The sequence below is a fragment of the Flavobacterium eburneipallidum genome (assembly GCF_027111355.2).
Taxonomy (GTDB): Bacteria; Bacteroidota; Bacteroidia; order Flavobacteriales; family Flavobacteriaceae; genus Flavobacterium; species Flavobacterium eburneipallidum.
The window spans coordinates 45,433-70,224 of sequence record NZ_CP114291.2 but is presented as its reverse complement, the minus strand read 5'-3'; the positions used below and the strand labels follow the sequence as shown (position 1 = coordinate 70,224).

General features: G+C 34.5%; 17 protein-coding genes. 10 read left to right on the top strand and 7 right to left on the bottom strand.

Features of this window, described 5'->3' with window-relative positions; translation table 11 throughout:
- Nucleotides 1–2 precede the first annotated feature (2 nt).
- From OZP15_RS00270 to OZP15_RS00260, 3 genes are all read right to left on the bottom strand, one after another.
- Nucleotides 3–983, bottom strand: coding sequence for an arabinan endo-1,5-alpha-L-arabinosidase (locus OZP15_RS00270; protein WP_281336674.1), 981 nt, complete (start codon nt 981–983; stop codon nt 3–5).
- 62 nt (nt 984–1,045) lie between these two features.
- On the bottom strand, nt 1,046–2,035 hold the full coding sequence (locus tag OZP15_RS00265) for a glycoside hydrolase family 43 protein (RefSeq protein WP_281336673.1): 990 nt from the start codon (nt 2,033–2,035) through the stop codon (nt 1,046–1,048).
- A gap of 93 nt (nt 2,036–2,128) precedes the next feature.
- A complete protein-coding gene (locus tag OZP15_RS00260; RefSeq protein ID WP_281336672.1) occupies nt 2,129–3,676 on the bottom strand; it encodes an alpha-N-arabinofuranosidase in 1,548 nt (515 codons plus the stop codon).
- A gap of 287 nt (nt 3,677–3,963) precedes the next feature.
- On the opposite strand from OZP15_RS00260, the gene OZP15_RS00255 reads away from it, so the two are divergent.
- Nucleotides 3,964–4,653, top strand: coding sequence for an NUDIX hydrolase (locus OZP15_RS00255; RefSeq protein ID WP_269226509.1), 690 nt, complete (start codon nt 3,964–3,966; stop codon nt 4,651–4,653).
- 88 nt (nt 4,654–4,741) lie between these two features.
- Here OZP15_RS00255 and OZP15_RS00250 read toward each other — a convergent pair whose 3' ends face one another.
- On the bottom strand, nt 4,742–6,778 hold the full coding sequence (locus OZP15_RS00250) for a transketolase family protein (protein ID WP_269226508.1): 2,037 nt from the start codon (nt 6,776–6,778) through the stop codon (nt 4,742–4,744).
- 537 nt (nt 6,779–7,315) lie between these two features.
- Between OZP15_RS00250 and OZP15_RS00245 the strand changes: the two genes are divergently transcribed.
- On the top strand, nt 7,316–7,624 hold the full coding sequence (locus tag OZP15_RS00245; protein ID WP_269226507.1) for a hypothetical protein: 309 nt from the start codon (nt 7,316–7,318) through the stop codon (nt 7,622–7,624).
- 106 nt (nt 7,625–7,730) lie between these two features.
- Here the strand turns inward: OZP15_RS00245 and OZP15_RS00240 are convergent, their stop codons facing one another.
- The 3 genes from OZP15_RS00240 to OZP15_RS00230 form a co-directional block, all read right to left on the bottom strand.
- Nucleotides 7,731–8,096, bottom strand: a complete 366-nt coding sequence (locus OZP15_RS00240; protein ID WP_269226506.1) for a helix-turn-helix domain-containing protein — start codon at nt 8,094–8,096, stop codon at nt 7,731–7,733.
- Between the two features lie 5 nt (nt 8,097–8,101).
- Nucleotides 8,102–8,395 (bottom strand): type II toxin-antitoxin system HigB family toxin, encoded by a 294-nt coding sequence (locus OZP15_RS00235; protein WP_269226505.1) that lies wholly within the window; start codon nt 8,393–8,395, stop codon nt 8,102–8,104.
- Between the two features lie 70 nt (nt 8,396–8,465).
- Complete coding sequence (locus tag OZP15_RS00230; protein WP_281336671.1) at nt 8,466–9,464, bottom strand: GntR family transcriptional regulator; 999 nt, start codon at nt 9,462–9,464, stop codon at nt 8,466–8,468.
- Nucleotides 9,465–9,593: 129 nt separating this feature from the next.
- On the opposite strand from OZP15_RS00230, the gene galK reads away from it, so the two are divergent.
- The 8 genes from galK to OZP15_RS00190 all read left to right on the top strand — a co-directional run bounded on the left by galK (nt 9,594) and on the right by OZP15_RS00190 (nt 24,792).
- Nucleotides 9,594–10,760, top strand: coding sequence for a galactokinase (galK, locus tag OZP15_RS00225; protein ID WP_281336670.1), 1,167 nt, complete (start codon nt 9,594–9,596; stop codon nt 10,758–10,760).
- A 3-nt stretch (nt 10,761–10,763) separates the two neighbouring features.
- The gene (locus OZP15_RS00220; protein WP_269226504.1) at nt 10,764–11,813 is read left to right on the top strand and encodes a UDP-glucose--hexose-1-phosphate uridylyltransferase; all 1,050 of its coding nucleotides are present in this window, start codon (nt 10,764–10,766) and stop codon (nt 11,811–11,813) included.
- A 275-nt stretch (nt 11,814–12,088) separates the two neighbouring features.
- Nucleotides 12,089–13,774, top strand: a complete 1,686-nt coding sequence (locus OZP15_RS00215) for a sodium/sugar symporter (protein ID WP_281336669.1) — start codon at nt 12,089–12,091, stop codon at nt 13,772–13,774.
- 698 nt (nt 13,775–14,472) lie between these two features.
- Nucleotides 14,473–16,713, top strand: a complete 2,241-nt coding sequence (locus tag OZP15_RS00210; protein WP_269226502.1) for a fasciclin domain-containing protein — start codon at nt 14,473–14,475, stop codon at nt 16,711–16,713.
- 1 nt (nt 16,714) lies between these two features.
- Nucleotides 16,715–19,996: a SusC/RagA family TonB-linked outer membrane protein gene (locus OZP15_RS00205; RefSeq protein ID WP_281336668.1), complete on the top strand. Its 3,282-nt coding sequence runs from the start codon at nt 16,715–16,717 to the stop codon at nt 19,994–19,996.
- Between the two features lie 17 nt (nt 19,997–20,013).
- Nucleotides 20,014–21,534, top strand: a complete 1,521-nt coding sequence (locus OZP15_RS00200; protein WP_281336667.1) for a RagB/SusD family nutrient uptake outer membrane protein — start codon at nt 20,014–20,016, stop codon at nt 21,532–21,534.
- Nucleotides 21,535–21,549: 15 nt separating this feature from the next.
- Nucleotides 21,550–23,265: a fasciclin domain-containing protein gene (locus tag OZP15_RS00195; protein WP_269226495.1), complete on the top strand. Its 1,716-nt coding sequence runs from the start codon at nt 21,550–21,552 to the stop codon at nt 23,263–23,265.
- Between the two features lie 54 nt (nt 23,266–23,319).
- Complete coding sequence (locus tag OZP15_RS00190; protein ID WP_269226494.1) at nt 23,320–24,792, top strand: fasciclin domain-containing protein; 1,473 nt, start codon at nt 23,320–23,322, stop codon at nt 24,790–24,792.

The window sequence follows — 24,792 nt, the reverse complement described above, 5'->3', positions numbered from 1 at the left end:
ATTTATAGTATTGGCCATAAATTAGCATCCCATTGCAATTGTTTTATTTGTAGCATTGGTTTTCCATTTTGTTTGGCATCATAGGCATGGTAGATGATGTAATCTTTTCCGTCAAAAGTGTAAGTGCTGTTGTGTCCAGCCCCAAACCAATTTTCATTTCCTTGAATCAATAAAGTTCCGCCACCTTCATTCAAGGATTTTCCGTCTTTGTCAACATAAGGACCTGCTATAGTTTTTGATCTTCCAACCACTACTTTATAAGTACTTTTTTCGCCACGGCAACACAAATCCCAAGAAAGAAATTGGTAATAATAGTCGTTCTTTTTGAAAATGAAAGGAGCTTCAAGAGCACCATCTCCAGGATTACTGTCGGCTAATTCGAAAGTTCTTTTGCGTTTGGCAATCGTATGCCATTCTTGCGGTTGTGCAATTGATTTTAAATCTGGATTCAATTTGACCATTTTCAATCCTTCCCAAAAAGAACCGAAAGCCAGCCATGGTGTATTATTTTCGTCGAAAGTCAAGTTGGGATCAATGGCGTTCCAAAGATCACGATTGGGAATGGATTGAATCACAATTCCTTGATCGACCCATTTGTAAGCAGGGTCTTTTGGGTCTAAAGTAGTATTGGTTGTAACGCCAATTGCCGAAGTATTTTTGGCAAAAGCCGAAACCGAATAATACAAATAATAGGTGTTGTTGTGGAAAGAAATATCAGGTGCCCAAATATGATTTTTGAAATCAGCAGCAACAGCATCAGCCCAAACCGGTTTTTCTGGAAATATGGCTGGTTCTTTCGTCCAGTTTTTTAAATCTTTGGAACTAAAAACGCTAATGCCTCTTCCGGTGCAGTACAGATAATAAGTGTCTTTTTGCTTAATCATCACAGGATCATGAACGGAAATATCTTGCGCCGACGAAAAACAGCATATCAATAGTGCTAGAAAAAGGAATGGCTTTTGGGTGTATTTGTATAATTTCATTTTTTACTTTTTAACTAGATAAGGTATGTTTTGAAAACTGAATACTGAAATCTAAATATTGCCTACTTTGTTATTCCTTCTGAAGTCATAATTACTCTTTTCATTGTTCCATCGGGATTGTAATAGAGTCTATCAACACAAACCGATCTTCTGAAACTGCCTCCGTGAGTTGGAATGCTTCCGTTGTGGTAAATAAAATAATCTTTCCCTTTAAATTCAATAATTGCCTGATGATTCGTGTTTGAATTCCCAGCTACTTCATTCAAAATTCCTTTGTATTCCCAAGGGCCATTGATGGATTTACTCATAGCATAAGCGATTTTTTCTGGAAATTGGTAGGCATAAGACAAATAATACCAATCCTTGCGTTTGTGAATCCAAGGTGCTTCGGTAAAATTAGGCAAGTCAATGGTTTGGATTGGTCCATCAAATTCAATCATATTTTCTTTTAGTTTCACGTAATTGCAAACCGTGTTTCCCCAAAATAAATAGGCTTGACCATCATCGTCAATCATTACAGTTGGATCAATATCGTCCCAACTGATTTTGGTTTTGGTGGTCATGTCATTGGTAATTAGTGCTTTTCCTAGAGCATCTTTGAAAGGACCAGTTGGACTGTCTGAAACAGCAATTCCTATAGATTTTCCGTGAATGGTTCCGTGTGAAACGGTAACATACCAATAGAATTTTCCGTTGCGTTCAATTACTTGCGATGCCCAAGCGTCGCCTTTTGCCCAAGTAAAATCAGCTGGTTTCAAAGGCACAGGATGTTCTTGCCAGTTTACCATGTCCGAAGAGGAATAAAGCAACCATTCGTGCATTCGATAGGAGTTGACATCATCTGGAGCTTGGTCATGTCCTGCATAAAGATAGACTTTGTCTTTGTAAACCAATGCGGCTGGATCAGCAGTGTATTTGTCTTTGATGATAGGATTGTTGATAGTCAATGTTGTATTTCCACCATTGGCGGAAGCCGAAACTTTATCCGATTTTATGGTTTTACAAGACGTAATGAGGGTTAAAAGCGATAGGGTAATGAGTGTGTTTTTCATGGATTTTAGGTTTTTGAATCTCCTTATTTGATAAAATGCTCTTCCTAATAGGAGGAAGAGCATTTTTCTAACTAACTAAAACATTTATATAAATTATTTCCCTTCTAATGTTATAACAGAGAAAGGAGGAATTACGATTTCTAGTTTTCCTTTTTTGATTTCGAATCCTTTAAAAACAGTTGGTTGAATTTTTGTTGGATTTTCAAATGTATTATGGTCTTGCAATTTGGATGATTTTAGGATGGTTCCAGTTATGGTTTTTATTCCAAGTGCATTGAGGTCAATTTCTATTTTGTTTTCTTTTTTAGAATCAATATTTACCAATGAAATGTGTGTTAAACCTTTAGCATCTTTGGAAGCCGAAACGTTTATGGCTGGTAAGGTTTTGTCATTGAATGTGTATGATGGGGATTCGAATGATAAAGGTATCAGTTTAGCATCTTGGTGTACAGCATACATTTTCATGATGTGATAAGTCGGTGTTAGCAACATTTTTGTTTTATCAGTAAGGATTACCGCTTGTAATACATTGACGCATTGAGCCAAATTCGCCATACGAACTCTCTCGGCATGATTGTTAAAAATATTCAGGGTTGTTCCTGCCAATACGGCGTCTCTCATGGTGTTTTGTTGGTATAAAAAGCCAGGATTACTGCCTTTTTCTACTTCGTACCAACCGCCCCATTCATCGACTACCAAGGCAATTTTTTTCTTCGGATCGTATTTGTCCATAATGGCAGAATGTTTGGTAACCAATTCTTCCATTTTTAAGGCTTCGGTCATCGTTCTGAAATAAATATCTTCAGCAAAATCGACAGCATCTCCTTTTTTGTTCCAATCAATTACAGAATAATGATGTAAAGCTACACCGCCCAGCATGTTGCCTGGAATGTTTTTCATTATCGTTTCTGTCCAGTTGTAATCACCACTGTTTGCTCCTGAAGCCACACGCATCAAACCACCAGAGTTAGTCCAATCAGACATAAAGGTGGCGTATTTTCTATATTCACCAGCATAATAATCAGGTGTCATGTTACCACCACAACCCCAAGCCTCGTTGCCAACGCCCCATATTTTTACTTTCCATGGTTCTTTTCTACCGTTTTTCACGCGCAAATCACTCATTGGACTTTTGCCTGCAAAGTTTACGTATTGTACCCAGTCTGCCATTTCTTGAACGGTACCAGTTGCTAAGTTTCCAGCCAAATAAGGTTCAGTTCCTATCAGTTCGCACATATTCAAAAAGTCGTGGGTTCCAAAACTATTGTCTTCTGTAACGCCACCCCACCATTGATTTACAATTGTTGGACGTTGTTCTTTTGGTCCAATACCATCTTTCCAGTGATACGTATCGGCAAAGCAACCACCTGGCCAGCGTAAGTTAGGGATTTTTAAGTCTTTTAATGCAGCTACAACATCGTTTCGAACTCCTGCTGTATTAGGTATTTTTGAGGTGTCACCCACAAAAAAACCACCATAGATACACTTGCCTAAATGTTCGGCAAAATGACCGTAAATGTTTTTGTTGATTATTGTTGTGTTTTCAGTATTCTTAATAGTGATTACTGTCGCTTCTTTTTGAGCAATACTGATTTGGCTACAAAAAGTTAAAAGAAGTAAAAAAAAAGTGGTTTTTTTCATTTGGATAGTGTATAAGTGTGTGTTTTACATTTGTAAAATTAATAAAAAAATCTGCAAAAAGAAATTAAAGTGTTAAAAATACATTCAAAAAATAAATAATTTAAAGGTGTATTGATTTTGATACTGGGATTTATATGAAAATTTAGAGGCGATAGAAGAGGTTTTTGAAGTTCAAAATTTAGTTGAATTTACAAGTCTTTTTTAGTTTAAGTGTGATATTGACATTAATAAATTATGAAACCTATAGGGAAGTTGTTATATTTACCCTGAAAAAAATAAATTTAAAGATGTTAAATAGTTATAGTACAGCTGACAAAGTCTTGTTAGCTGTGGATTGTATCATTTTTGGTTTTGACCACGAAGGATTAAAGATACTCTTAATCAAAAGGGATTTTGAACCCGAAAAAGGGAAGTGGTCTTTGATAGGTGGTTTTCTTAAAAAAGAAGAAAAGCTAGACATTGCCGCCACCAGAATTCTAGAAAGTTATACGGGTCTTCATGATGTATATATGGAGCAATTGCATACCTATAGCGAAGTAGATCGTGATCCTGTAGAACGAACAATTTCGGTTGCCTATTATGCTTTGATTAATATAGAAAATCACAATGCCGAATTGATTCAAAATCACGAACCGCAATGGTTTAGTGTTGCCGATGCACCTAAATTGATTTTTGACCATGATACTATGTTGCGTCATGCGATTCGACGATTGCGTTACAGAACCTCAATAAAACCAGTTGGATTTGAGCTTTTGCCGGAGAAATTTACGATGCGCCAACTATTGGAATTGTATGAATCTATTTTGAGTAAAGAATTGGACAAACGAAATTTTATTAGCAAAATCAATTCTCTAGACATTTTGATTAAGTTGGATGAAAAAGACATGCAATCCTCCCGTAAAGGCTCTTATCTTTATACGTTTGACAAAGAAAAATACGATGCCAAATTATTGAATGACTTTGTTTTGAATTTGTAAAATTTCGCTTCTTTTTTTGAAAGTTATAAAAAAAAACCCGTAGTAAATAATTTTTACTACGGGTTTTGCTTTAATATGAAAAGCAGTATTATTTACTTTCTGCAATATATTTCAAGATTTCTTTAGCAGCACTTTCAGGGTTGAATCCGAATTTTTGATCCAACACACTAGCTGGAGCTGAATAACCAAAATGGTCTAATCCAACTACTTTTCCGCTATCGCCAATCAATCCTTCCAAGTTTACAGGAAGTCCAGCCGTAAGACCGAAAACTAATTTTCCTTTAGGGATGATGCTTCCTTGGTACTCTTTTGACTGTAATTTGAACAATCCTTCAGAAATGATAGAGGCTACGTTTACTTTTAGATTGTTTTCGTTTTCTAAAATTTCAGCAGCGCCTAATAATGTAGAAACTTCCGATCCATTTGCGAATAAAGTAATATCAGCATTTGGAGTCGATTTTACTAAATAACCACCTTTTTTAGCTGCTGTTGCTTCCTCATATCTAGATGATACAGCAGGAATGTCTTTGATGTTTTGTCTAGAAAGAATCAAAGCAGTTGGTGTTTTAGTGTTTTTCAACGCCATATCCCAAGCTACTGAAGTTTCGATAGCATCAGCAGGACGAAGTGCTAATAAACTTGGATTTCCCGAGTGATTTTTTACTTTTTCCATCAAACGCATTTGCGCTTCTTGCTCAATTGGTTGGTGGGTTGGTCCATCTTCTCCAACTCTGAATGAATCGTGAGTCAAGACATATTTTACAGGCAATTCCTGAATAGCAGCCAAACGAATCGCTGGTTTCATATAATCAGAAAACACAAAGAAAGTCGCTACTACAGCCACAACACCTCCGTGAAGAGCAATTCCGTTGGCAATAGCCGTCATTGTTAATTCAGCCACTCCAGCTTGCAAGAAAGCTCCGCTGAAATCATTTTTTTGCAATACAGAAGATTTTTTCAAGAAACCATCTGTTTTATCACTGTTCGATAAATCGGCAGAAGAAACGATTACGTTTTCTAAATTTTCTGCTAAATAACCCAATACAGCTGATGAAGCTTCTCTCGTAGCTACATTTGCTTTTTGAACTACTTGACTCAAATCTAAATCAGGAAGTACACCAGAAAGGAACGAATCCATTTTGGATGCCAATGCTGGGTTAGCCGTTTTCCATGCAGCAATTTTTGCTTTTTGTTCAGCAGCAGCAGCCGTTTTTTTAGCTAAAACTGATGTGTAGTGTGCTTGAACTTCTGGGAAAATATCGAAAGAACTTTCAGGATTTGCTCCTAAATTGATTAAAGTTTTTGTGAAATCTGCTTTGGTATCACCAATTGGTTTTCCGTGCAATTCGCATTCTCCTTCATACATAGACCCATCTGCAAGAACGCAACCTTTACCCATAATGGTTTTACCAATAATTAAGGTTGGTTTTTCAGTTTCAGCATTCGCATCGTTCAACGCTTTACGAATTTGCTCGTGATCGTGACCATCAATAGTGATTACTTTCCATCCCCAAGCTTCGTATTTCATAGCCGTATCTTCTGATGTCACTTCGTCTGTCATAGAAGAAAGTTGCACATCATTCGAATCATAAAACATGATAAAGTTGTTCAAACCTAAATGTCCTGCAATACGACCCACACCTTGAGAGATTTCTTCCTGAACACCACCATCCGTGATAAAACCGTAGATTTTGTGTTCGAAAAGACCGTTGAATCTAGCGTCAAGGAATTTCGCAGCAATAGCAGCTCCAGCTCCCATAGCGTGACCTTGTCCTAATGGTCCAGAAGTGTTTTCGATTCCTCTTAACACATCTACTTCAGGGTGGCCTGGCGTGATTGAACCCCATTGTCTGAAACTTTGAAGATCTTCTTTTTTATAATTTCCTAATAAATTGTATTGCGCATACATCAAAGCCGATAAGTGACCCGCATCCATAAAGAAACGATCTCTAAATGGCCAATCCATTTCAGTTGGGTCAAAATTCAAATATTCGGTGTATAGAATGTGCAAGAAATCAGCACCTCCCATAGCGCCTCCAGGATGTCCTGAATTTGCCTTTTCTACCATCGAAATGGCTAATGCTCTTATGTTATCTGCGGCTAAATTGTCAATTTTTTGATTCATGTTTAAAGTGTAAAAATTAAGTATGCTTGTAAAGTGTGATTATAGTGTAGTGAATTTTATTTGGTAGCTAATTGATTGTGATTGTATTGCATCACAAAATTTGATGCAAAAAAAACAGTGCCAAAAATAGACATTTTTTTCAAAACAAATCATTTAGTTCTTTAGTTTATTGTTATAAAATGGTGCGTTGTATTATTTTGTAAATAATTTCGAATTATTGAGGGGTTTTGGTTGTTTTTAATTTTTTAGGATTTAGTTTATTATACGAAAGTAATTTCTTCAGATTTGTTTTGGCGTCTTTTGGAGTAGTATAGAATTTAATTCTGTGCTAACCATAGAAGCAATATTTAATATATCCGAACTGTCGGTTTTTAAGAAGAGTTAATGGTTTGGTGTTTTCATGAATTAGTTTCATACAAGCTTTTTAATTACTGTTGCAAATAGTTAATAAAATGTTTATAAGTAAAAACTATGAATTATTTTTTTTTGATTGTAATTTTCTATATTTGTTATTATTAATTATTTAAATATAACGTAATGAAAGAAAATTTGAACGAGCTGTTCTTTGGTAATGAAGCAGCTCATAAATTAGATCAATTTAAAGCAGAACTTCTTAATATTGAGCAGAAAAATTCTAAATATTTTGAAAATCGCGTGTCAAAGATTAGTTTCGATAAAAACGATCGATTACATAATCATTATCTTATAATTACTAATTCAGATGGTGTAACTTTCGGTTTTACGAAGGATAATGATTTAGATATTAATGTTCAAACAGATTGTAATAACTTATTCAACGAAATTTTTAATTCGCAGAAAAGACCCAATCGATCGAATATGAATTAATTTCCACTTATGATTAGGTATAATTACATTATGTTCACATAAAGTTGAGCAAACAAAAAACTACAACTTTTTTAGGGTTGTAGTTTTTTGCATAGAGATCTTTAAATCAAATACCCAAAACAATCATAGGGTCAATATCTAGTTTTTGGCTAATTTCTCTTGCTATTTTTAGCGGCGGTTCACTTTTGCCAGTTAAATATTCACTGACTCTTGAAGTGCTAACACCTAGTAATTCCGACAGCCGTTTTTGATTTAAACCTCGTTCATACATACGCAATTTCATAGCTTCTACAAGTGTTGGCGCTTTTATGGGGTCGCTTACTTCTTCATAATCAGCAACTAAGTCAGAAAGCAAATCCAATTCGATGAAGTTTTTATCGGTAGTAGGCGTGGTGTTATCTACGAGGATTAATAATTCCTCGATACGGTTGATTATAGCGGTGTATTCTTTTTTTGTTTCTATTGTTCTCATAGTTTCTAAATGTTTGAACAGTCTATTTTGTCATATTCTGCATGGGTTCCAATAAACCGAATATATACTTTGCTGGAAGCAAAAATAATAATGGCAACAAGTCGATAATCATTGCCTTTGATGTTGAAAACATATCGATTATTGCCAATGTAATCAACAGAGTTGAAAGTTTGTTTAATATCCATTAAAGTATTCCATTCACTTCTTTTGGTTTTAAAATACCAATCTCTCAAAGCAACATCCGAACTGGAATGTTTTTCTGTAAAGTCTTTAATTTTGGTAAAAGTTACTATTCTCATTGGCTTATAATCTATTGCAAATATATTAATAATTTCGATAAATAAAACAAAATTACAAATATCGAAATCCTCATAAAGAATTTCGAATAATCAAATTACTTTTGTTTTCTATTTGTTCGTTTTTTCCTTTCAGGATCATTTGGGCTAGAATTTTTCCCATGTCTTCAAAATTCGTTGAAATGGTGGTAATTCCGTTTTCGACAATTTTTTTTAAAGGCGTTTCGTTATAGGAAATAATGCCAAAATCGCTCCCTAGTTTTAAGTTTTGGAGTTTTGCTTTTTCGATAACCTGAACCAAATCTCGGTCGTTCGGAATAATATAAACTTCGCCTTTTTTGATTTCTCTAGTGTTGAATTCGGTGATGATTTCGTGTTCGAAAGCAAAATCTTGGCAAAAACTTTCGAAACCCATTTTCATTCCCAGCGGCTCTTTCGAACCTGGAAAAATCAGGATTAATTTTTGGTATTTGTTGAGTCTGGATTTTCCTTTTTGCAAACCATTGTAAATATCCGTTAAGTGATTTTGATACACGGCAGGAAAAGATTTCAATTCCGGATTAGTTTGATCCAGAATATAAACCTCATTTACTGGTAGGGTTTTAACAATAGCGGCAGTGCCAACCAAATTAGCTGGCATGATGATGTATTTGGTGTAATTTCCATTACTGTCGTTAATCAGTTTTTGAAAAACTTTCAGATTAAAATGATGGAAAAAAATATCCACTTCTACGTCTTTTCCAATGTTTTTTAGGAACGAATTGTAGAGGTCTTCTTTGAAAATATTCAGCTCTTCGAAAAGTAGAAAAATCCTTTGCTTGATGCTGATTTCAGTGCTTTTTACGTAATAGCCTTTGCCTAAAATAGCATAGATAATTCCTCTTTTTTTGAGATCTTCATAGGCTTGCAAAACGGTATCGCGGGACAACGAATGTTCCAAGCAAACTTTGTTGATAGAGGGCAATCTCTCGTCTTTTTTTAACAAACCTTCTTCTATGGTTTTTTCAATAGAAGAAATGATTTGTTTGTATTTAGGAATGCCTTGATTGTTTTGGATTTGGATAATTTTCATGAGAAAACACTAATTTTTGGCAAGATACTAAAAAACTGGTGGGTACTGGTATGTAATTTACAACGATTGAATTATTTTTGGTTCACTGATTTTAAATTTTTAATAAAAAACAGCTTAATACCAACAACCATGAATGCTATTTTAATACAAAAAACGACTGACTTCTTCGAAAAGACTTTTGGTTCAAAGCCCGAAAGAGTAGTGCTTTCTCCGGGAAGAATTAACATCATTGGCGAGCATATCGATTACAACGATGGTTATGTTTTGCCAGCAGCAATTGACAAAATTATTTGTTTTGCTTTCGAAAAAAGTAATAGCAATACTTCGAAAATAATTGCAATCGATTTAGACGATTCTTTTGAAATTGAGATGAATAGTTCGATGGAATTGACCGATAATGTTTGGACGAATTACATTCGTGGAGTTATTCATCAATTGAAATTAAAAGGATTTGAGTTCGAAGGTGTGAATTGTGTTTTCAGTAGTAACATCCCTACCGGTTCTGGATTGTCTTCTTCGGCAGCTTTGGAATGTGGGTTTTTGTTCGGAATGAATGAACTTTTTGATTTGAACATAAAACCAGTTGATATTGCTTTAATGGGTCAAAGTGCTGAACATTGGGTAGGTATTAATTGCGGAATTATGGATCAGTTTTCGAGTGTGATGGGGAAGGAAGATAAAGTGATAAAAATTGATTGCCGCACATTAGAATACACCTATCACGATGCTAATTTCACGGATTATTCTTTGATTTTATTCGATTCGAATGTGAAACACTCCTTGATGACATCGGCTTATAACGAGAGAAGACAACAATGCGAAGAAGGAATTGCTACTATAAAAAAGAATTTTCCAAAAATCACTAGTTTTAGAGATTGCACCGAAAATCAAGTAATTAGCTTGAAGGACAAAATGAGCAAAGACGTTTTTAAAAGAAGCCTTTTTGCAGTGAAAGAAATCAAGCGTGTGGCTTTGGCTTGCGAAGCTTTAGACAATGGTGATATTCCAGCTTTGGGAAAACTAATGTTCGAAACGCACGAAGGATTATCGAAAGACTATGAAGTAAGTTGTGCTGAATTGGACATGATTGTCGATACTTTGAAAAAAGAAGAAGCCGTAGTGGGTGCTCGATTAATGGGTGGCGGTTTTGGCGGTTGTACTATCAACTTGATTAAAAAAGGCGAAGAAGAGCGTATCAAATCGCAGCTTGCGGGCCTTTATTTTGATACTTTTGGAATAGAATTAAAAATTTATGATGTTAAAATCTCAAACGGAACATCACTTTATACTGCTTAAGAAATGAAAAATTTTGACATAAACGAAGATCCACACAGACGTTTTAATCCCTTAATCAACGAATGGGTTTTGGTTTCACCACACCGTTCGAAACGTCCTTGGCAAGGGCAAAATGAAGCGGTAGTTACTGATGAGTTGCCACAATACGACCCAACTTGTTATTTGTGTGCAGGCAATGTTCGTATTAACGGAGAAATCAATCCACAGTATGAAAATGCTTTTGTTTTCGAAAATGATTTTGCGGCTTTGAAACAAGAAGAAATTACTTTCGAAGAAGATATAAAAGAGACTTTCTTCAAGGCAAAACCAGAAAGAGGTATTTCGAGGGTGGTTTGTTTTTCGCCTCGTCACGATTTGACTTTGCCACAAATGGAGGTTTCGGGAATTGAAAATATCATTGAAACTTGGCAAAAAGAATATACCGATTTAGGTGCTGTAGATTACATCAATCACGTACAGATTTTTGAGAATAAAGGAAGCGTGATGGGTTGTAGCAACCCGCATCCACACGGACAAATTTGGGCGCAATCTTCATTGCCAACCCAAGTAGAGAAAACCCAAATCAGTTTGAAAGCCTATTTCGGAAAACACGGAAGAACACTTTTACAAGATTATGTGAAAGAAGAAATAAAATTAGGAGAGCGTATTGTGGTCGAAAACGAGCATTTTGTGGCATTGGTTCCCTTTTGGGCAATTTGGCCTTTTGAAACCATGATTGTTAGCAAAAGAAATATCGCTAGAATTACTGATTTTACAAAAGAAGAAGTAACTGATTTTGCTTTGACTTTGAAACAATTGACCACTAAATATGATAATGTTTTTCAAACTTCATTTCCGTATTCGTCAGGAATTCATCAATCGCCAACGGATGGTGAATTGCATCCGGAATGGCATTTTCACATGCACTTTTATCCGCCATTGTTGCGTTCGGCTACTGTGAAAAAATTTATGGTTGGATATGAAATGATGGGTGAATCCCAAAGAGATATTACACCCGAAAAAAGTGCTGAAGTCTTGAGAAATCAATCCGATATTCATTACAAACAGCGATAGTTTGTAATGGTTGAAATACTATTTTTAAATGTATTAACCTTTGAATTTATAATAAATGTAAAAAATACATTTGTAAACGAGGTTAATACATTTTTTTATTTTACATTTGGCTTTCGTTTTTCATAATAAAACTATTGAAATAAAACACATCTTGCATTTTAAAGTTAATTTTAGAGTTGTGTTGCTATTTTTTTAGACTAATGTTTTCTTATTCAAGAATGAAAAATTTCAATTGTACTCTTTGTTATATTAATTACTAAAAAACTGAATTACTTATGAACCAGAACCTTGCATTTGCAGATTATGCAGTATTTATTATCTATTTTATCGTGGTGTCCGTTTATGGATATACCATTTATCGTAAACGTGAAAAAAACGAAAACGATGCAAAAGCATACTTTTTAGCAGAAGGAACACTGACTTGGTGGGCTATTGGAGCGTCTTTGATTGCTTCTAATATTTCGGCAGAGCAATTTATCGGAATGAGTGGAGAAGGATTCTTCTTGGGAGTTGCCGTTGCAGCTTATGAGTGGATTGCTGCTATTGCCTTGATTATTATTGCAATCTGGTTTATTCCTGTTTATCTAAAAAACAAGATTTACACGATGCCACAATTCTTGAAAACACGTTACAACGAATCTACCGCTTTGATTATGGCTGTTTTTTGGTTGTTTTTGTATGTTTTTGTGAATTTAACTTCTATTCTATATTTAGGAGCAGTTGCTATTAATGGTTTAGCGGGTGGAGAATATTTGCACGTTATCATGATTGGTCTTTCTGTTTTTGCGCTTTTAATCTCTTTAGGAGGGATGAAAGTAGTGGCTTATACCGATGTAATTCAGGTGGCAGTTTTGATTATTGGTGGTTTGGTTACCACATATATTGCGTTGACAACTGTTGGAGAATATTTTGGTGTAGGTCAAGATGCTATCGCTGGTTTCCAAGTGTTAATGGAGAAAGCACCCGATCATTTCAAGATGATTATTCCAGAACCAACGGCTACTTCTTCTCAAAATGATATTAATAAATACCTTACTTTCCCAGGAATGATGTCATATTTGGCGGGTATTTGGATTATTAACCTGAACTATTGGGGTTGTAACCAATATATTACTCAAAGAGCTTTGGGTGCTGATTTGCAAACCGCTAGAACGGGTATTTTATTTGCTGGATTCTTAAAATTATTGATGCCACTTATCGTAATGGTTCCTGGTATTGCTGCTTATGTTTTATACGAAAACGGACATTTGCCACAATTAGTGGGTGGAAAAGACGGAGCGTATTCCGCAATCTTGACGTTCTTGCCAACTGGTTTAAAAGGGCTTTCTGTGGCGGCTTTAACGGCAGCTATTGTGGCTTCTTTGGCTGGAAAAGTAAACAGTATTTCCACTATTTATACGCTTGATGTTCACAAGAAATACATTCAAAAAGACGCTAGTGATCAAACACAAGTAAACATCGGAAGATACGCTATTTTTGCCTCTATGCTTTTGGCTGTTTTCTTTACTTGGAACGATACTCTAGGTATTGGTGGTGAAGGTGGATTTACATTTATCCAAAAATATACTGGTTTTATTAGTCCTGGAGTATTTGCTATGTTTATTTTAGGTATGTTCTGGAAAAGAACAACTGGAACTGCTGCGATAGTGGGTGTAATTGCTGGATTTCTATTGTCAGTTTTATTCAACGAGTTTGCACCAGCATTATTCGGAAACGAAACATTGTTATACACAGCTTACAATAACGGAAAAGGTGGTTTCGAAATACCATTCCATATCTGTATGGGATTGTCATTCTTCTTCACGATGTTGTTGATGATTGTAATCAGTTTTGCTGGGCCAAAAGTGAATCCAAAAGCATTCGAATTGGATACTGAAATGTTCAAAATCAAACCTCAAACTACCGTTTTAATTGTAATTACGTTGTTGGTTATTTTTGCATTGTACGCTAAATTCTGGTAGCAATAATCTTTATTTTAATGCAAAAAGGGTAAAACTAAATTTTAGTTTTACCCTTTTTTGTTTGATTGAACTTCTTGAAATTATTTCTTTTTAACCTCAAAAGGAGTAACTGGCAATCCGTCTTTTGAAAACAAATTAGCAGCCGCTGGATTATTGTCCCAAGCATAAAGAACTACCGTATAATTGTTGATTTTTTCATTCCAAACTTCGACTTTGTTACCGATTATTTTGGCTTTTGCCCAAACAGAGTTAGACCATTTTCAGCATGTTATATACAAACAAGAGTTGTCGTCTAAAAGGAACCGTCTCTGAACTAGAGGCGGTTTTTTTTATGCTATATTTCAATAATAACAAAGGATGTATTTTGTATGAGTTGATGTTTTATTTTTTTAATATAAAATTGTGATTTATAAAATTGGCTTTTATATAATTAACTTTTTGTGTTCTGATTTTCTAAAAAAAATGTTTACTTTTATATAGGCTATTAAGCTCTAATAATTTTATATTGCAATATTAATCGTTAATAGATTATGGTATTAATTTAAAATTTTTGTTTTTTTTTTATATAATACAAAAAAACAGGATACAGCAGGATAGAGGTAGTATAACTATCCCATAAATTTGGAAATGTTAAAGAATGAATAATAACCGTTAAAAAAAGTATAAATATTTGTTACCAACTTTATAAGTTATCTATAATGAAGAAAAAAATTCACTACTATTTATTTGTCCTACCATTTCTGGCTCTTTTAGCCAGTTGTAGCCAAGACGTGTTTGATGATTACTATGCAAGACCAGGTTATCTGGAAGATCCAATTTACCAACAATTGGAAGAGCGTGGTAATTTCAAAAACCTGACAGCATTAATTACTAAAGCAGGTTACAAAGACATTTTGAGTAAAGCAGGTTATTGGACAATGTTTGCTCCAAATGACGAGGCATTTACCAAGTTTTTTCAAGAGAAAGGAATTTCTGATGTTACAAAGGTAGATTCTATCACTGCATCTAAAATTGTAAAATACGCTCTTGTGTATAACGCTTTCCGTACCGAGCAGCTTTCAGATTATCAATCAGGCACTGGCTGGGTTGTTGATCAAGCTTTTAGAAGGAGAACTGCTTATTATGTTGGATTTCAAAATGTAACAGTTGATGGGACTTCTATTGTATTTCTAGATTCAAATAGAAATGGAGGCTATTCATGGGGAGTTAGTGCTTCAAACATTACTACAGACAATAATAATAAGTATTTATCTTATTTTGAAAAAGAATATTTTGCAGCTCAAGCATTGAATGCGAGTGATTATAATTTTTTCTACCCAAATTCAACTTTTACTGATTTTAATTTATTTGAAGGATCTATAAAAGAAGCGAATATAGTTGCCGAAAATGGAATTATTCAAGAAGTGAGCCAAGTTTCACTTCCGTTACCAAGTATTGATGAACATTTAAAAGTGAGTACTGAATATAGTTTGTTTAATGAATTGCTTCAAAAGAATTTGGTTAATTATCAATTTCTTCAGGCAGCAACAGATGTGTATCGTAATTTTACAGGTAAAACAGATAGGGTATTTATTAAATATTATGACGCTACCTTGCCTTTTTCTCCAAATAACGAGAATTTCTTAAAACAAGCCGATAATGATGGGCAAAGTGATGCTTACACTATGTTTGCTCCTGATAATGCTTCTTTACAAAAATTTATCAATGAAGTTTTATTAAAACACTTTACTCTAGAAACACTACCAAAATACGTTTATCAGGATTTATTTAAAGCACACATGGTAATTGGTGCCGTTTGGCCTTCTAAATTAATTTCTTTTAACAATGGATTAGATGAAGATTTAAGATTTAATTTAGCAACCGATGTAAAAGAAGCTAAAGTATTGAGTAATGGATTTTTCTATGGAACGAATAAAGTACAAGCATCTAACTTGTTTTATAGTGTCTATACTTCAGCTTATTTAGATCCAAAATTCACTTTGGCTACTCGATTGTTTAACGATGGTTCTTCTTATAGAGAAATTATAAGTAATATTAATAATAAATATACTTTATTTCTTCCATCAGATCAAGTATTACGTGGTCTTGGATACGATTATAATGTTGCTCGATCAGAATGGAATTATACATCACCAGTAAATGGGGCAGCTATTTCTGGAGCTAATGCTAGATTACGTTTATTACGCGTTTTATACAATTGTATCGTCCCTACACCAGAAAATGAGTTGAATGATTTATCAGGATCAGGAATCATTCGTACTGGAGATTTAGATTTACCTGGTGAATATATTAAATGGAGCAATAATAAAGTATTTGCTGCAGGTAATGAAGTTTTAGGTAATACGGTTAATATTCTTGGTTTTGAAGATCAACAAAACGGTCGTACTTATTATATTGATAAATTGCTTGAATTTAGTGAAGAGTCGCCAGGGGTAGATCTTAAGAATCTAGCAGCACCAGCTGGCTCTCAATTTTTTAATTTCTACAGTTATTTGAAAAATTCTAACATTTTCACTGCTACAGGAGACAAGATAACAGGAGTTGATCTTGGAACTTCTTACACGTTTGTAGTACCAAATAATGCTGCTATAGTTCAGGCTGTCAAAGATGGAGTTTTGCCAGGAAATCGTACTACAGGTGTGCCAAATTTTACCCCAGCTACTTTAGGAGAACAAGATTTAGTTGCGGATTTTATTCGTTACCATATTTTAGTTACTAAAACGGTTTCGGATGATGGTCTTTTAGGAGGTCAGATAGAGACATTAAGAAAAAGTAGTCGTGATGAAAAAACATATGTAGGTGTTTTAAGTGATAAAGGTGTACTGACTTTTATTGATGCGGCCAAAAAATCGGCAAACTTTATCCCTGCTCAAAGTAATAATCTTGCAGACAGAACCTTGATCCATTTAGTTGATAATTATCTTTTATATACGGAATAAAATGAAACAAAAAATAAACAATTTACTTTACTGTTTTTCATTTGCCTTAATTTTCTTGGCAGCGCTACCCTCTTTTGCTCAAGCAGCAAAAGGCACTATAGTACGTGGTCAGGTTGTCGATTCAGGTGATAATTTGCCTATACCAGCAGCAACGGTTGTAGAACAGGATGCTGAAAACCGTACCGTTGGAGGCGTAATGTCTGATGCAGATGGAAATTTTGCAATACAGATAAAAAATCCAAACAATAAATTATTAATTTCAACCATTGGATACAAATCCAAAGTAGTAGCTATTAATGGTAAAACTAATATTAAAATTGCTTTAGTATCTACTATCGAATCTTTGAAAGCTGTTGAGATTACAGGTCAAAAAAGAGTAGAAAATGGATTGCTAAATATTGCTGATAGAAATAAAACGACTAGTTCGGTGACTATTAAAGCAGCTGATTTAGCTAATTCACAAGCAGCTTCTATTGATGAACAATTGCAAGGACGTATTGCAGGTGTTGATATCATCGCTTCAAGTGGTGATCCAGGAGCTGGAATGCAAATTAGAATTAGAGGAGCGTCTTCTATTTCTGGTACTTCAACTCCATTGATTGTTGTAGATGGTATGCCTTATGAAACATCTATTCCAGCCGATTTTAATTTTGGTACTGCAGACGACGAGGGGTATGCGGCTTTGTTAAACATTGCTCCTTCGGATATTGAAACCATTACTATTGATAAAGATGCTTCAGCAACCGCTTTGTGGGGTTCTGCAGCAGCAGGAGGTGTAATTATTATCAATACCAAGCGTGGAGGAGTTAGTGCACCAAAAATTGGATATACTTTTGTAGGTACTTATTCTAAAATTCCAGACCCAATTCCAATGCTTAACGGGGATCAGTACTCCTCTTTGATACCAGAAATATTTATGAACAGAAATGGTGTTCCTTTGAATACATTGTTCGTAAAAGAGTTTTCATACGATCCACAAGAAGTATATTTCTATAAAAACTATAGCAATAATACAGATTGGACTAAAGCGATTTCTCAAGTAGGTTTAATTGGAGATCATACCTTGTCATTACAAGGTGGTGGACAAAGAGCTCGTTACTATACTTCTGTAGGGTATTATAACTCTAAAGGGGTTACAATTGGAACTGGTTTTGAGCGTGTAAGTGCTCGTTTGAATCTTGATTATGAAGTTTCTGACCGTATTAAATTCAGAACCGATATAGCTTATACTTTCTCAAGTACAGATCGTAATTATGTAAATAACTTTTCAGGTAATGATAGAGATTTATTGAGAGCAGTTTCTTATGGTAAAATGCCTAATATGGGTATTTTTGAATTTGACGCAGCCGGAGTACTTACTCCTAATTATTTCTCGCCAGCTCAAAATATTCAAGGTGGATATCCAGGGACATATAATCCTGTAGCCATGGCTGAATTTGCAACTAATAACCAAGTAGGTAATAGAATTGTTCCTCACTTTAATTTGAATGTGCAAATTATTCCAAAAAGATTGATCTCAACATTTGATTTGTTGTTTGATTTTAACAGTACAAAAGCCAAGTCTTTCTTACCACAAAACGCAACAGGTCGTCCAATTACTGAAACAGTAGTAAATCGTGCTTCGGATGTAGATGTAGATCAGGCTAATATAACTACTAAAACCAATTTTATTTTCACACCAGATTTAGGTGAAAAACATGATTTATCCGTACTTTTGTCTTTACAATCAAATGATTCTCGTTATGAGTCTCATCAAGTTATCACCTCAAATACAGCATCTTCGTTGCTGACTGATCCATCGAATCCTTCTAGAACTCAAAATGCAGGATTGAATTTATACACCAATAGTAGTCAAACCAGAACTGTAGGTAGTTTATTGAATGCACAATATGGATTATTAGATCGTTATATCGTTAATGTTGGTTTGCGTGCTGATGGAAACTCAAGATTTGGTCAAGAAAACAGATACGGACTTTTCCCTTCTGCAGGAGGTAGATGGAGGGTTTCAGGGGAGCCTTTTATGAAGAAATTGACTTTTATTGATGACTTAAGTTTCAGATTTAGTTATGGTCAATCAGGAAGAGCACCAAGGTCAGATTACCGTTTCTTCAACGTTTATGCTAATTCAGGTACTGAATATTTAGGTCTAAATGGAGTATATCCTCAAAATATTCAATTAAGTAACTTCCGTTGGGAAACATTAATAGGGAAAAATTTAGGTTTCAACCTTCAATTGTTTAAAAAACGCGTTAGTTTAGATATCGATGTCTATCAAAATACTACTAAAGATTTGATTTTCAATAATCTTGATATAACCACAGTTTCAGGATATAGTAAGTTAGATCAAAATGCGGGTACAATGGAAAATCAAGGATGGGAAATTGCTCTTAATACAACACCTGTAAAAACAGATAAGTGGAAAGTAGATTTCAACTTTAATATGGCGAGCAATGAAAATATGATTCGTGAAATTTCACCATTTTTTAAAAATGAGGAAGGTAATACAGATGTAAATGGACAGTACAAACGTTTCCTTCAAAAAGACAACCCTTTTGGATCTTTCTACGGATACCGTTTCAAAGGTGTTTATGTTGATAAAGACGCAACTTTAGCTAGAGATGGTAACGGAAATGTTATAACTGGTCCAAATGGACAAACAGTTTACATGCGTTTTAATTTTCCTAATACAGATTATGTTTTTCAACCTGGAGACGCAATCTATGAGGATATTAATAAAGATGGTAACATAGATAGTCGTGATGTAGTGTATTTAGGGAATAGTAACCCAAAACTAACAGGAGGATTTGGTCCAACCATTACCTTTAATAATCAATTTAGGTTATTGCTTTTCTTTAACTATCGTTTGAACTATGATTTAGTTAATGGAACAGATATGTACACAACCAACATGTCTGGATATGCAAATCAAAGTACTGCTACTTTATCCAGATGGCGTAATCCAGGAGATGTAACTAATATGCCTAGAGGTATATTCGGTGCAGGATACAACTGGTTAGGATCTGATCGCTATGTAGAAGATGCTTCATTTGTTCGTCTTCGTTCTATTACATTTAGTTATACTTTAAGTAAAAAATTACTAAAAGCTTTAAAAATGGATGAAATAAGAACTTACATCACCGCTGATAACTTATACACATGGACAAACTATAGAGGTCAAGATCCAGAAGTTAATATGTCAGGTGGTGTTTTCGGAATGGCAATTGACAACTCAAGAACTCCTCCAACCAGCCGTGTATCAATAGGTCTTGTAACACGTTTCTAAATATAAAAATTGATTTTATGCAAACTAAAATAAAAGCTATACTAGCCTTCCTACTAATTGTTATCAGCGTTGTTTCGTGTGACAGTTATTTGGATTTACGACCAGAAGATGGAATCGTAAGAGAAGAATTTTGGAAAACCAAAGAAGATATTCAAGCCGCCGTTATGGGGACTTATTCTTCTTTGCTAAAAAGACCACCAGGAGCCCAAGTGCCTACAGATGGAACTGACTATAACATCAGTGAGTATTTATTCATGTTTGGAGAACTTAGAGCCGATATGATCTTTCCTGGAGGGAATATAACTCAAGAACAAAGAGATATTACTACCTCAAATATTTTACCATCAAACGATTTGACTAGTTGGTCTGCATTTTATCGTACAATCAATTACTGTAATACAGTTATTGATTTAGCACCTGCAGTATTGGATAGTGATCCTACCTTGACAAGAACACAGTTGAATAATTACTTGTCTGAAGTTTTAGCAATCAGAGCTTACATGTATTTTACATTAGCTCGTACTTTTAAAGATGTACCACTTAAATTGAATGCTACTCTTTCAGATTTGGATAATTTTCAGTTGGCCAAAACACCACAAAGTGAAGTTTTTGCACAAGTAATTAAAGATCTTACTTTGGCAGAAGAATATGCAGTAGAGGATTACGGAAATAACGCATCAAATAAAGGAAGAATTACTGTTTACACCATTAACGCTATGCAAGCCGATGTTTATCTATGGATGGACAATTATGAAGCAGCACTTGCAGCAGCGACCAAAGTAGAAAATTCAGGTAAATTTGCATTGATTGAAGGAAATAACAGCTGGTTTAACAGAGTTTTCGCTGTAGGAAATTCATCAGAGGGTATTTTTGAATTTCAATATAACCCTCAAAATTTGAACCCATTTTACGATATGTTTTTTGCAAATGGAAGACCAGAATTTGTTGCTGCACCAACAGTTTTAGAAGATGTATTTGGAGTTGATTTTGCGGATGCAAACAATAGAGACGTTCGTGGTGAAAGATGCGCATTGATAGCAGGGAGTAATGAGATATATAAATATACTGGACTTAATAATAACGACCGTAAAGCATTACAAGAATGTGATACACACTGGTTTGTTTACAGATATTCAGATGTATTGCTATTGAAAGCCGAAGCCTTAATCCAGTTAGGTCGTGGAGCCGAAGCATTGCCTATTATTGAAGATTTAAGATTGAAACGTAAAGCTATCGCAGCAACTACTCAAATAGTTAATCCAGATAATAAATCAGAGATGACTGATTATCTTTTGGCAGAGCGTGCTCGTGAATTTGCTTTCGAAGGAAAACGTTGGTATGATGTGTTAAGAAACGCAAGAAGAAATAATTATGAGCGGTTAGATCTTTTGAGAGCTATGGCTTTGATTAGTGCTCCTGCTGATCAGCAGCAATCCATTTTAGCTAAATTGCAAGATCCAAATAGCCATTACTTGCCAATCAATATATATGAATTATATACGAATAAAGCACTTGTTCAAAATCCATTTTATAAATAATTAAATACTAAAGTCATGAAAAGATTTCTTATGTTACCTAGATTGATGAGACTTAGTTTAGTGGTTGTTTTAACCCTAGCATTTCTTAATTGTACTTCGGAAAAGATTTACGAACGAACTGACGAAACAGTAAATATTACTGATTTTTTGAGACAAAATGATGACTATTCTATGTTTTTAGAAATGTTAGAAATTACTAACTACGCATCATTCATGAATACTTATGGTACTTATACTTTGTTTTTACCAGATAATGAGGCAGTTAAAAAGTATTTAGCCGATGTAGGTGCAGCATCTTTAAAAGATGTTCCTTTAGAGGATTTAAAAGAATTAGTAAAACTACATATATTAGATCAAGAAGTACCTACAACCTCTTTTACAGATGGTAAAATAGCAACACCTAGCCAACAAGGACAGTTTATAATTACTGGTGCTGCGAATGTTGATGGTGTTTCAAGTATTACGGTTAATAAAACAGCTTTAATTACTGCTTCCAATGTTGAAGTAGGAAATGGTGTGATACATCAAATTGATAAAGTATTGCGTGTAGCCGACAAGACATTAGCACAAACTATCGAAGCGGATCAAACATTTTCATTGTTTACTGAAGCCTTAAAAGCTACAGGTTGGTATGATAAATTAAATCAACCTTTAATTTCTACTACAACTACAACAACTTCAAATGGAACTACTACCACAACAGTTACTAAAAGTGGACATTTAACAGTGTTAGCCCAAACGGATGAGGTGTTTAAAGCCGCTGGTTTTAATAGCCTTGCTGATTTGAAAGCAAAATACAGCCACTTAAACGATCCTTTGAATCCTGCAGATAGTTTGAATCTTTTTGTAAGTTACCGTATTTTACCAAGACTTCAATTTTTAGCTGATTTGGCTGTTTCTTCATCTTTAGAAACTAAAGCGCCACTAGAAGTAATTAGTGTAAAATTAGCAACAGGAAATATTTTATTAAATGAAGAAACCTTCAATGGAGTTTTAGAGCCAGGTATTCTAGTAAACCGTGCAGCAAGTGATGCTGTGGCTTCAAACGGTGTAATTCATGGAGTTGATACCAACTTCTTTATCAAAAAGAGAGTACCGGCACCTGTTTATTTTGACCTTGGAGATCAACCAGAATTCAGACAATTGAGTGCTGTTTTTAGAAAGCCAGGTCAATACGCATCACTTCCTAAAGCTCAATTCAAAGATGTTACTTGGGATGGTAACGATGCTTTGACTTATGTTTGTGCTACCAAAGGAAGTTCAAGTTATCAAGACCGTGCTTGGAATGGAGATATTATTGAGATATTCCGTTTTAGAAACGGAAATACACAAAATTTAGCTTTTAAAACACCAGTAATCATTAAAGGTAAATATAAAGTATGGGTGTCTTACAGATGGAAAGGGACTAAAAACCCAACGGTCAGAGCATATTTTAATGGGGTAGCATTGCCAAGATTGATTAACTTTCAAGAGCAAGGCACAAACTCTATTAACGAAAGAGTGTTAGAATCTCAAGGTTACAAAAGTCATATTGCACCATTTACTAACAGGTTTAACGCAAGACTTTGCGGTATTATTGATGTGCCAACTACAGGAAGGCATACTATCTCTTTTGAATCTCTTTCTAATCCTGGAGATACAGCTTGGATGGATACTGTAGAATTCCGCCCTATTGATATGGATCAGTTGTATCCAAGATTACAATCAGGTGGAGAAGGTTTTGTGCCATAATTTTCATCCTTAAATCAAAAAGCATTCTAATAAAAAAAACTTAATCACCTAAAAATGATCGCATTAAAATTAATTAATAAAAAACTTTTTGTTGGTATTCTGACAATAGCATTAGTTTCGTGTTCTGACCCATGGTCAGAGCGCGAAAACAATGGCGACGACAATCTAAATCTTAGTTTGAGTGAAGCTATTGCCAATACTACTGAAACTTCCAAGTTTGCTAGTTTGTTAGTCCAATCGGGTTATGACAAAATTTTGTCCGAATCTAAAACCTATACTGTCTTTGCTCCAACAAATCAAGCAATGGATCAAGTTGACGCTTCAGTTCTTGATACACCAGAAGAGGTTACGGCTTTTGTGCAAAACCATATTGCACTTACGGCTTATTCTTCAGTAAGAGATAAAGCTTCAGAAAAAATTAAAATGCTTAATAACAAGTATTTATTATTTAATGGAACGGCTTTAATAGGTGATGTAACAATTGCATCGGCGGATAAATACGCCGCTAATGGTGTTTTTCACATTGTGAGCAAAGCATTAACACCAAAACAAAATATTTGGCAGTACGTAAAAGGGATGGCTTCTAGCTCTGCAATGAGTCAGTATTTAGTAAGCTTAACAGAATTGAATATTTATCCAGCTGATAGTATTGGAAAAATTAATCCAGTTCCAGGTATTTATTCAGATTCTTTGACCAATTCTTATTTAAGAAATGTGTATAATTTGAACAATGAAAAAAATTCATACACTTTATTCTTAATGGAGGATGCTGGATATAACGATGAAGTAACAAAACTAAAGCCGTATTTGACAAAAAATAGTGCAGATAGAACCGATACTTATTCTAGATATTTTACGACAAGAGATATGGTTTTTCCTAAAGCGTATTTGCCTAATGAATTACCAGCAGTTTTGACAACTCGTTTTGGTGTTGAAGTGCCAATTGACAAGACTCAAATCGTAGGAGAACCTATTGTTTTGAGTAACGGAATTGTTTACATCATGAAAAAAGTAGATGTACCATTAGAAAAACGATTGGTAACTACAAAAATTGAAGGTGAGAAAAACCTTTCCTATTTTCCTTCTACGGGTGGAAATAGAGCTACTATTTTTTACCGAGATAAGAAAGACCCTTCAGGGGTTGTTTTTAATGATATTTATCAATATCATAGAGTAACAGAAGGACCTAATTTCTTTATCAATTATACGGCATCTAATATGTATAGTACAACTTATAAAGTGTATTGGAGAGCTATTAACGATTCTCAAGCTAATGTTATCAGCCAACGTTTAGTAATAGGAACTGCTTTTAAGCTAGATGGTACTATTGATTTGACCACTTCTCTTATGGCTTTACCCTATACAAATGTAGATTTAAGATTTTATGATGAAGTTTACATAGGTGAATTTACTTTGCCGCAAGCAGGAGATATCAATAGAATTTCTTTGGTTGCAGCAGCATCTTCAACAATTGGTAACAATTCCCTTACCCTAGATTATTTAAAATTTGTTCCTGTCGTTAAATAA

What these genes read in the sequence shown, in the direction of transcription:
- OZP15_RS00210 (WP_269226502.1), top strand. Translation starts at nt 14,473, where the DNA reads ATGAAGAAAAAAATTCACTACTATTTATTTGTCCTACCATTTCTGGCT.
- OZP15_RS00215 (WP_281336669.1), top strand. Translation starts at nt 12,089, where the DNA reads ATGAACCAGAACCTTGCATTTGCAGATTATGCAGTATTTATTATCTAT.
- OZP15_RS00240 (WP_269226506.1), bottom strand. Translation starts at nt 8,096, where the DNA reads ATGAGAACAATAGAAACAAAAAAAGAATACACCGCTATAATCAACCGT.
- OZP15_RS00220 (WP_269226504.1), top strand. Translation starts at nt 10,764, where the DNA reads ATGAAAAATTTTGACATAAACGAAGATCCACACAGACGTTTTAATCCC.
- OZP15_RS00230 (WP_281336671.1), bottom strand. Translation starts at nt 9,464, where the DNA reads ATGAAAATTATCCAAATCCAAAACAATCAAGGCATTCCTAAATACAAA.
- OZP15_RS00190 (WP_269226494.1), top strand. Translation starts at nt 23,320, where the DNA reads ATGATCGCATTAAAATTAATTAATAAAAAACTTTTTGTTGGTATTCTG.
- OZP15_RS00235 (WP_269226505.1), bottom strand. Translation starts at nt 8,395, where the DNA reads ATGAGAATAGTAACTTTTACCAAAATTAAAGACTTTACAGAAAAACAT.
- galK (WP_281336670.1), top strand. Translation starts at nt 9,594, where the DNA reads ATGAATGCTATTTTAATACAAAAAACGACTGACTTCTTCGAAAAGACT.
- OZP15_RS00205 (WP_281336668.1), top strand. Translation starts at nt 16,715, where the DNA reads ATGAAACAAAAAATAAACAATTTACTTTACTGTTTTTCATTTGCCTTA.
- OZP15_RS00255 (WP_269226509.1), top strand. Translation starts at nt 3,964, where the DNA reads ATGTTAAATAGTTATAGTACAGCTGACAAAGTCTTGTTAGCTGTGGAT.
- OZP15_RS00200 (WP_281336667.1), top strand. Translation starts at nt 20,014, where the DNA reads ATGCAAACTAAAATAAAAGCTATACTAGCCTTCCTACTAATTGTTATC.
- OZP15_RS00265 (WP_281336673.1), bottom strand. Translation starts at nt 2,035, where the DNA reads ATGAAAAACACACTCATTACCCTATCGCTTTTAACCCTCATTACGTCT.
- OZP15_RS00260 (WP_281336672.1), bottom strand. Translation starts at nt 3,676, where the DNA reads ATGAAAAAAACCACTTTTTTTTTACTTCTTTTAACTTTTTGTAGCCAA.
- OZP15_RS00250 (WP_269226508.1), bottom strand. Translation starts at nt 6,778, where the DNA reads ATGAATCAAAAAATTGACAATTTAGCCGCAGATAACATAAGAGCATTA.
- OZP15_RS00245 (WP_269226507.1), top strand. Translation starts at nt 7,316, where the DNA reads ATGAAAGAAAATTTGAACGAGCTGTTCTTTGGTAATGAAGCAGCTCAT.
- OZP15_RS00195 (WP_269226495.1), top strand. Translation starts at nt 21,550, where the DNA reads ATGAAAAGATTTCTTATGTTACCTAGATTGATGAGACTTAGTTTAGTG.
- OZP15_RS00270 (WP_281336674.1), bottom strand. Translation starts at nt 983, where the DNA reads ATGAAATTATACAAATACACCCAAAAGCCATTCCTTTTTCTAGCACTA.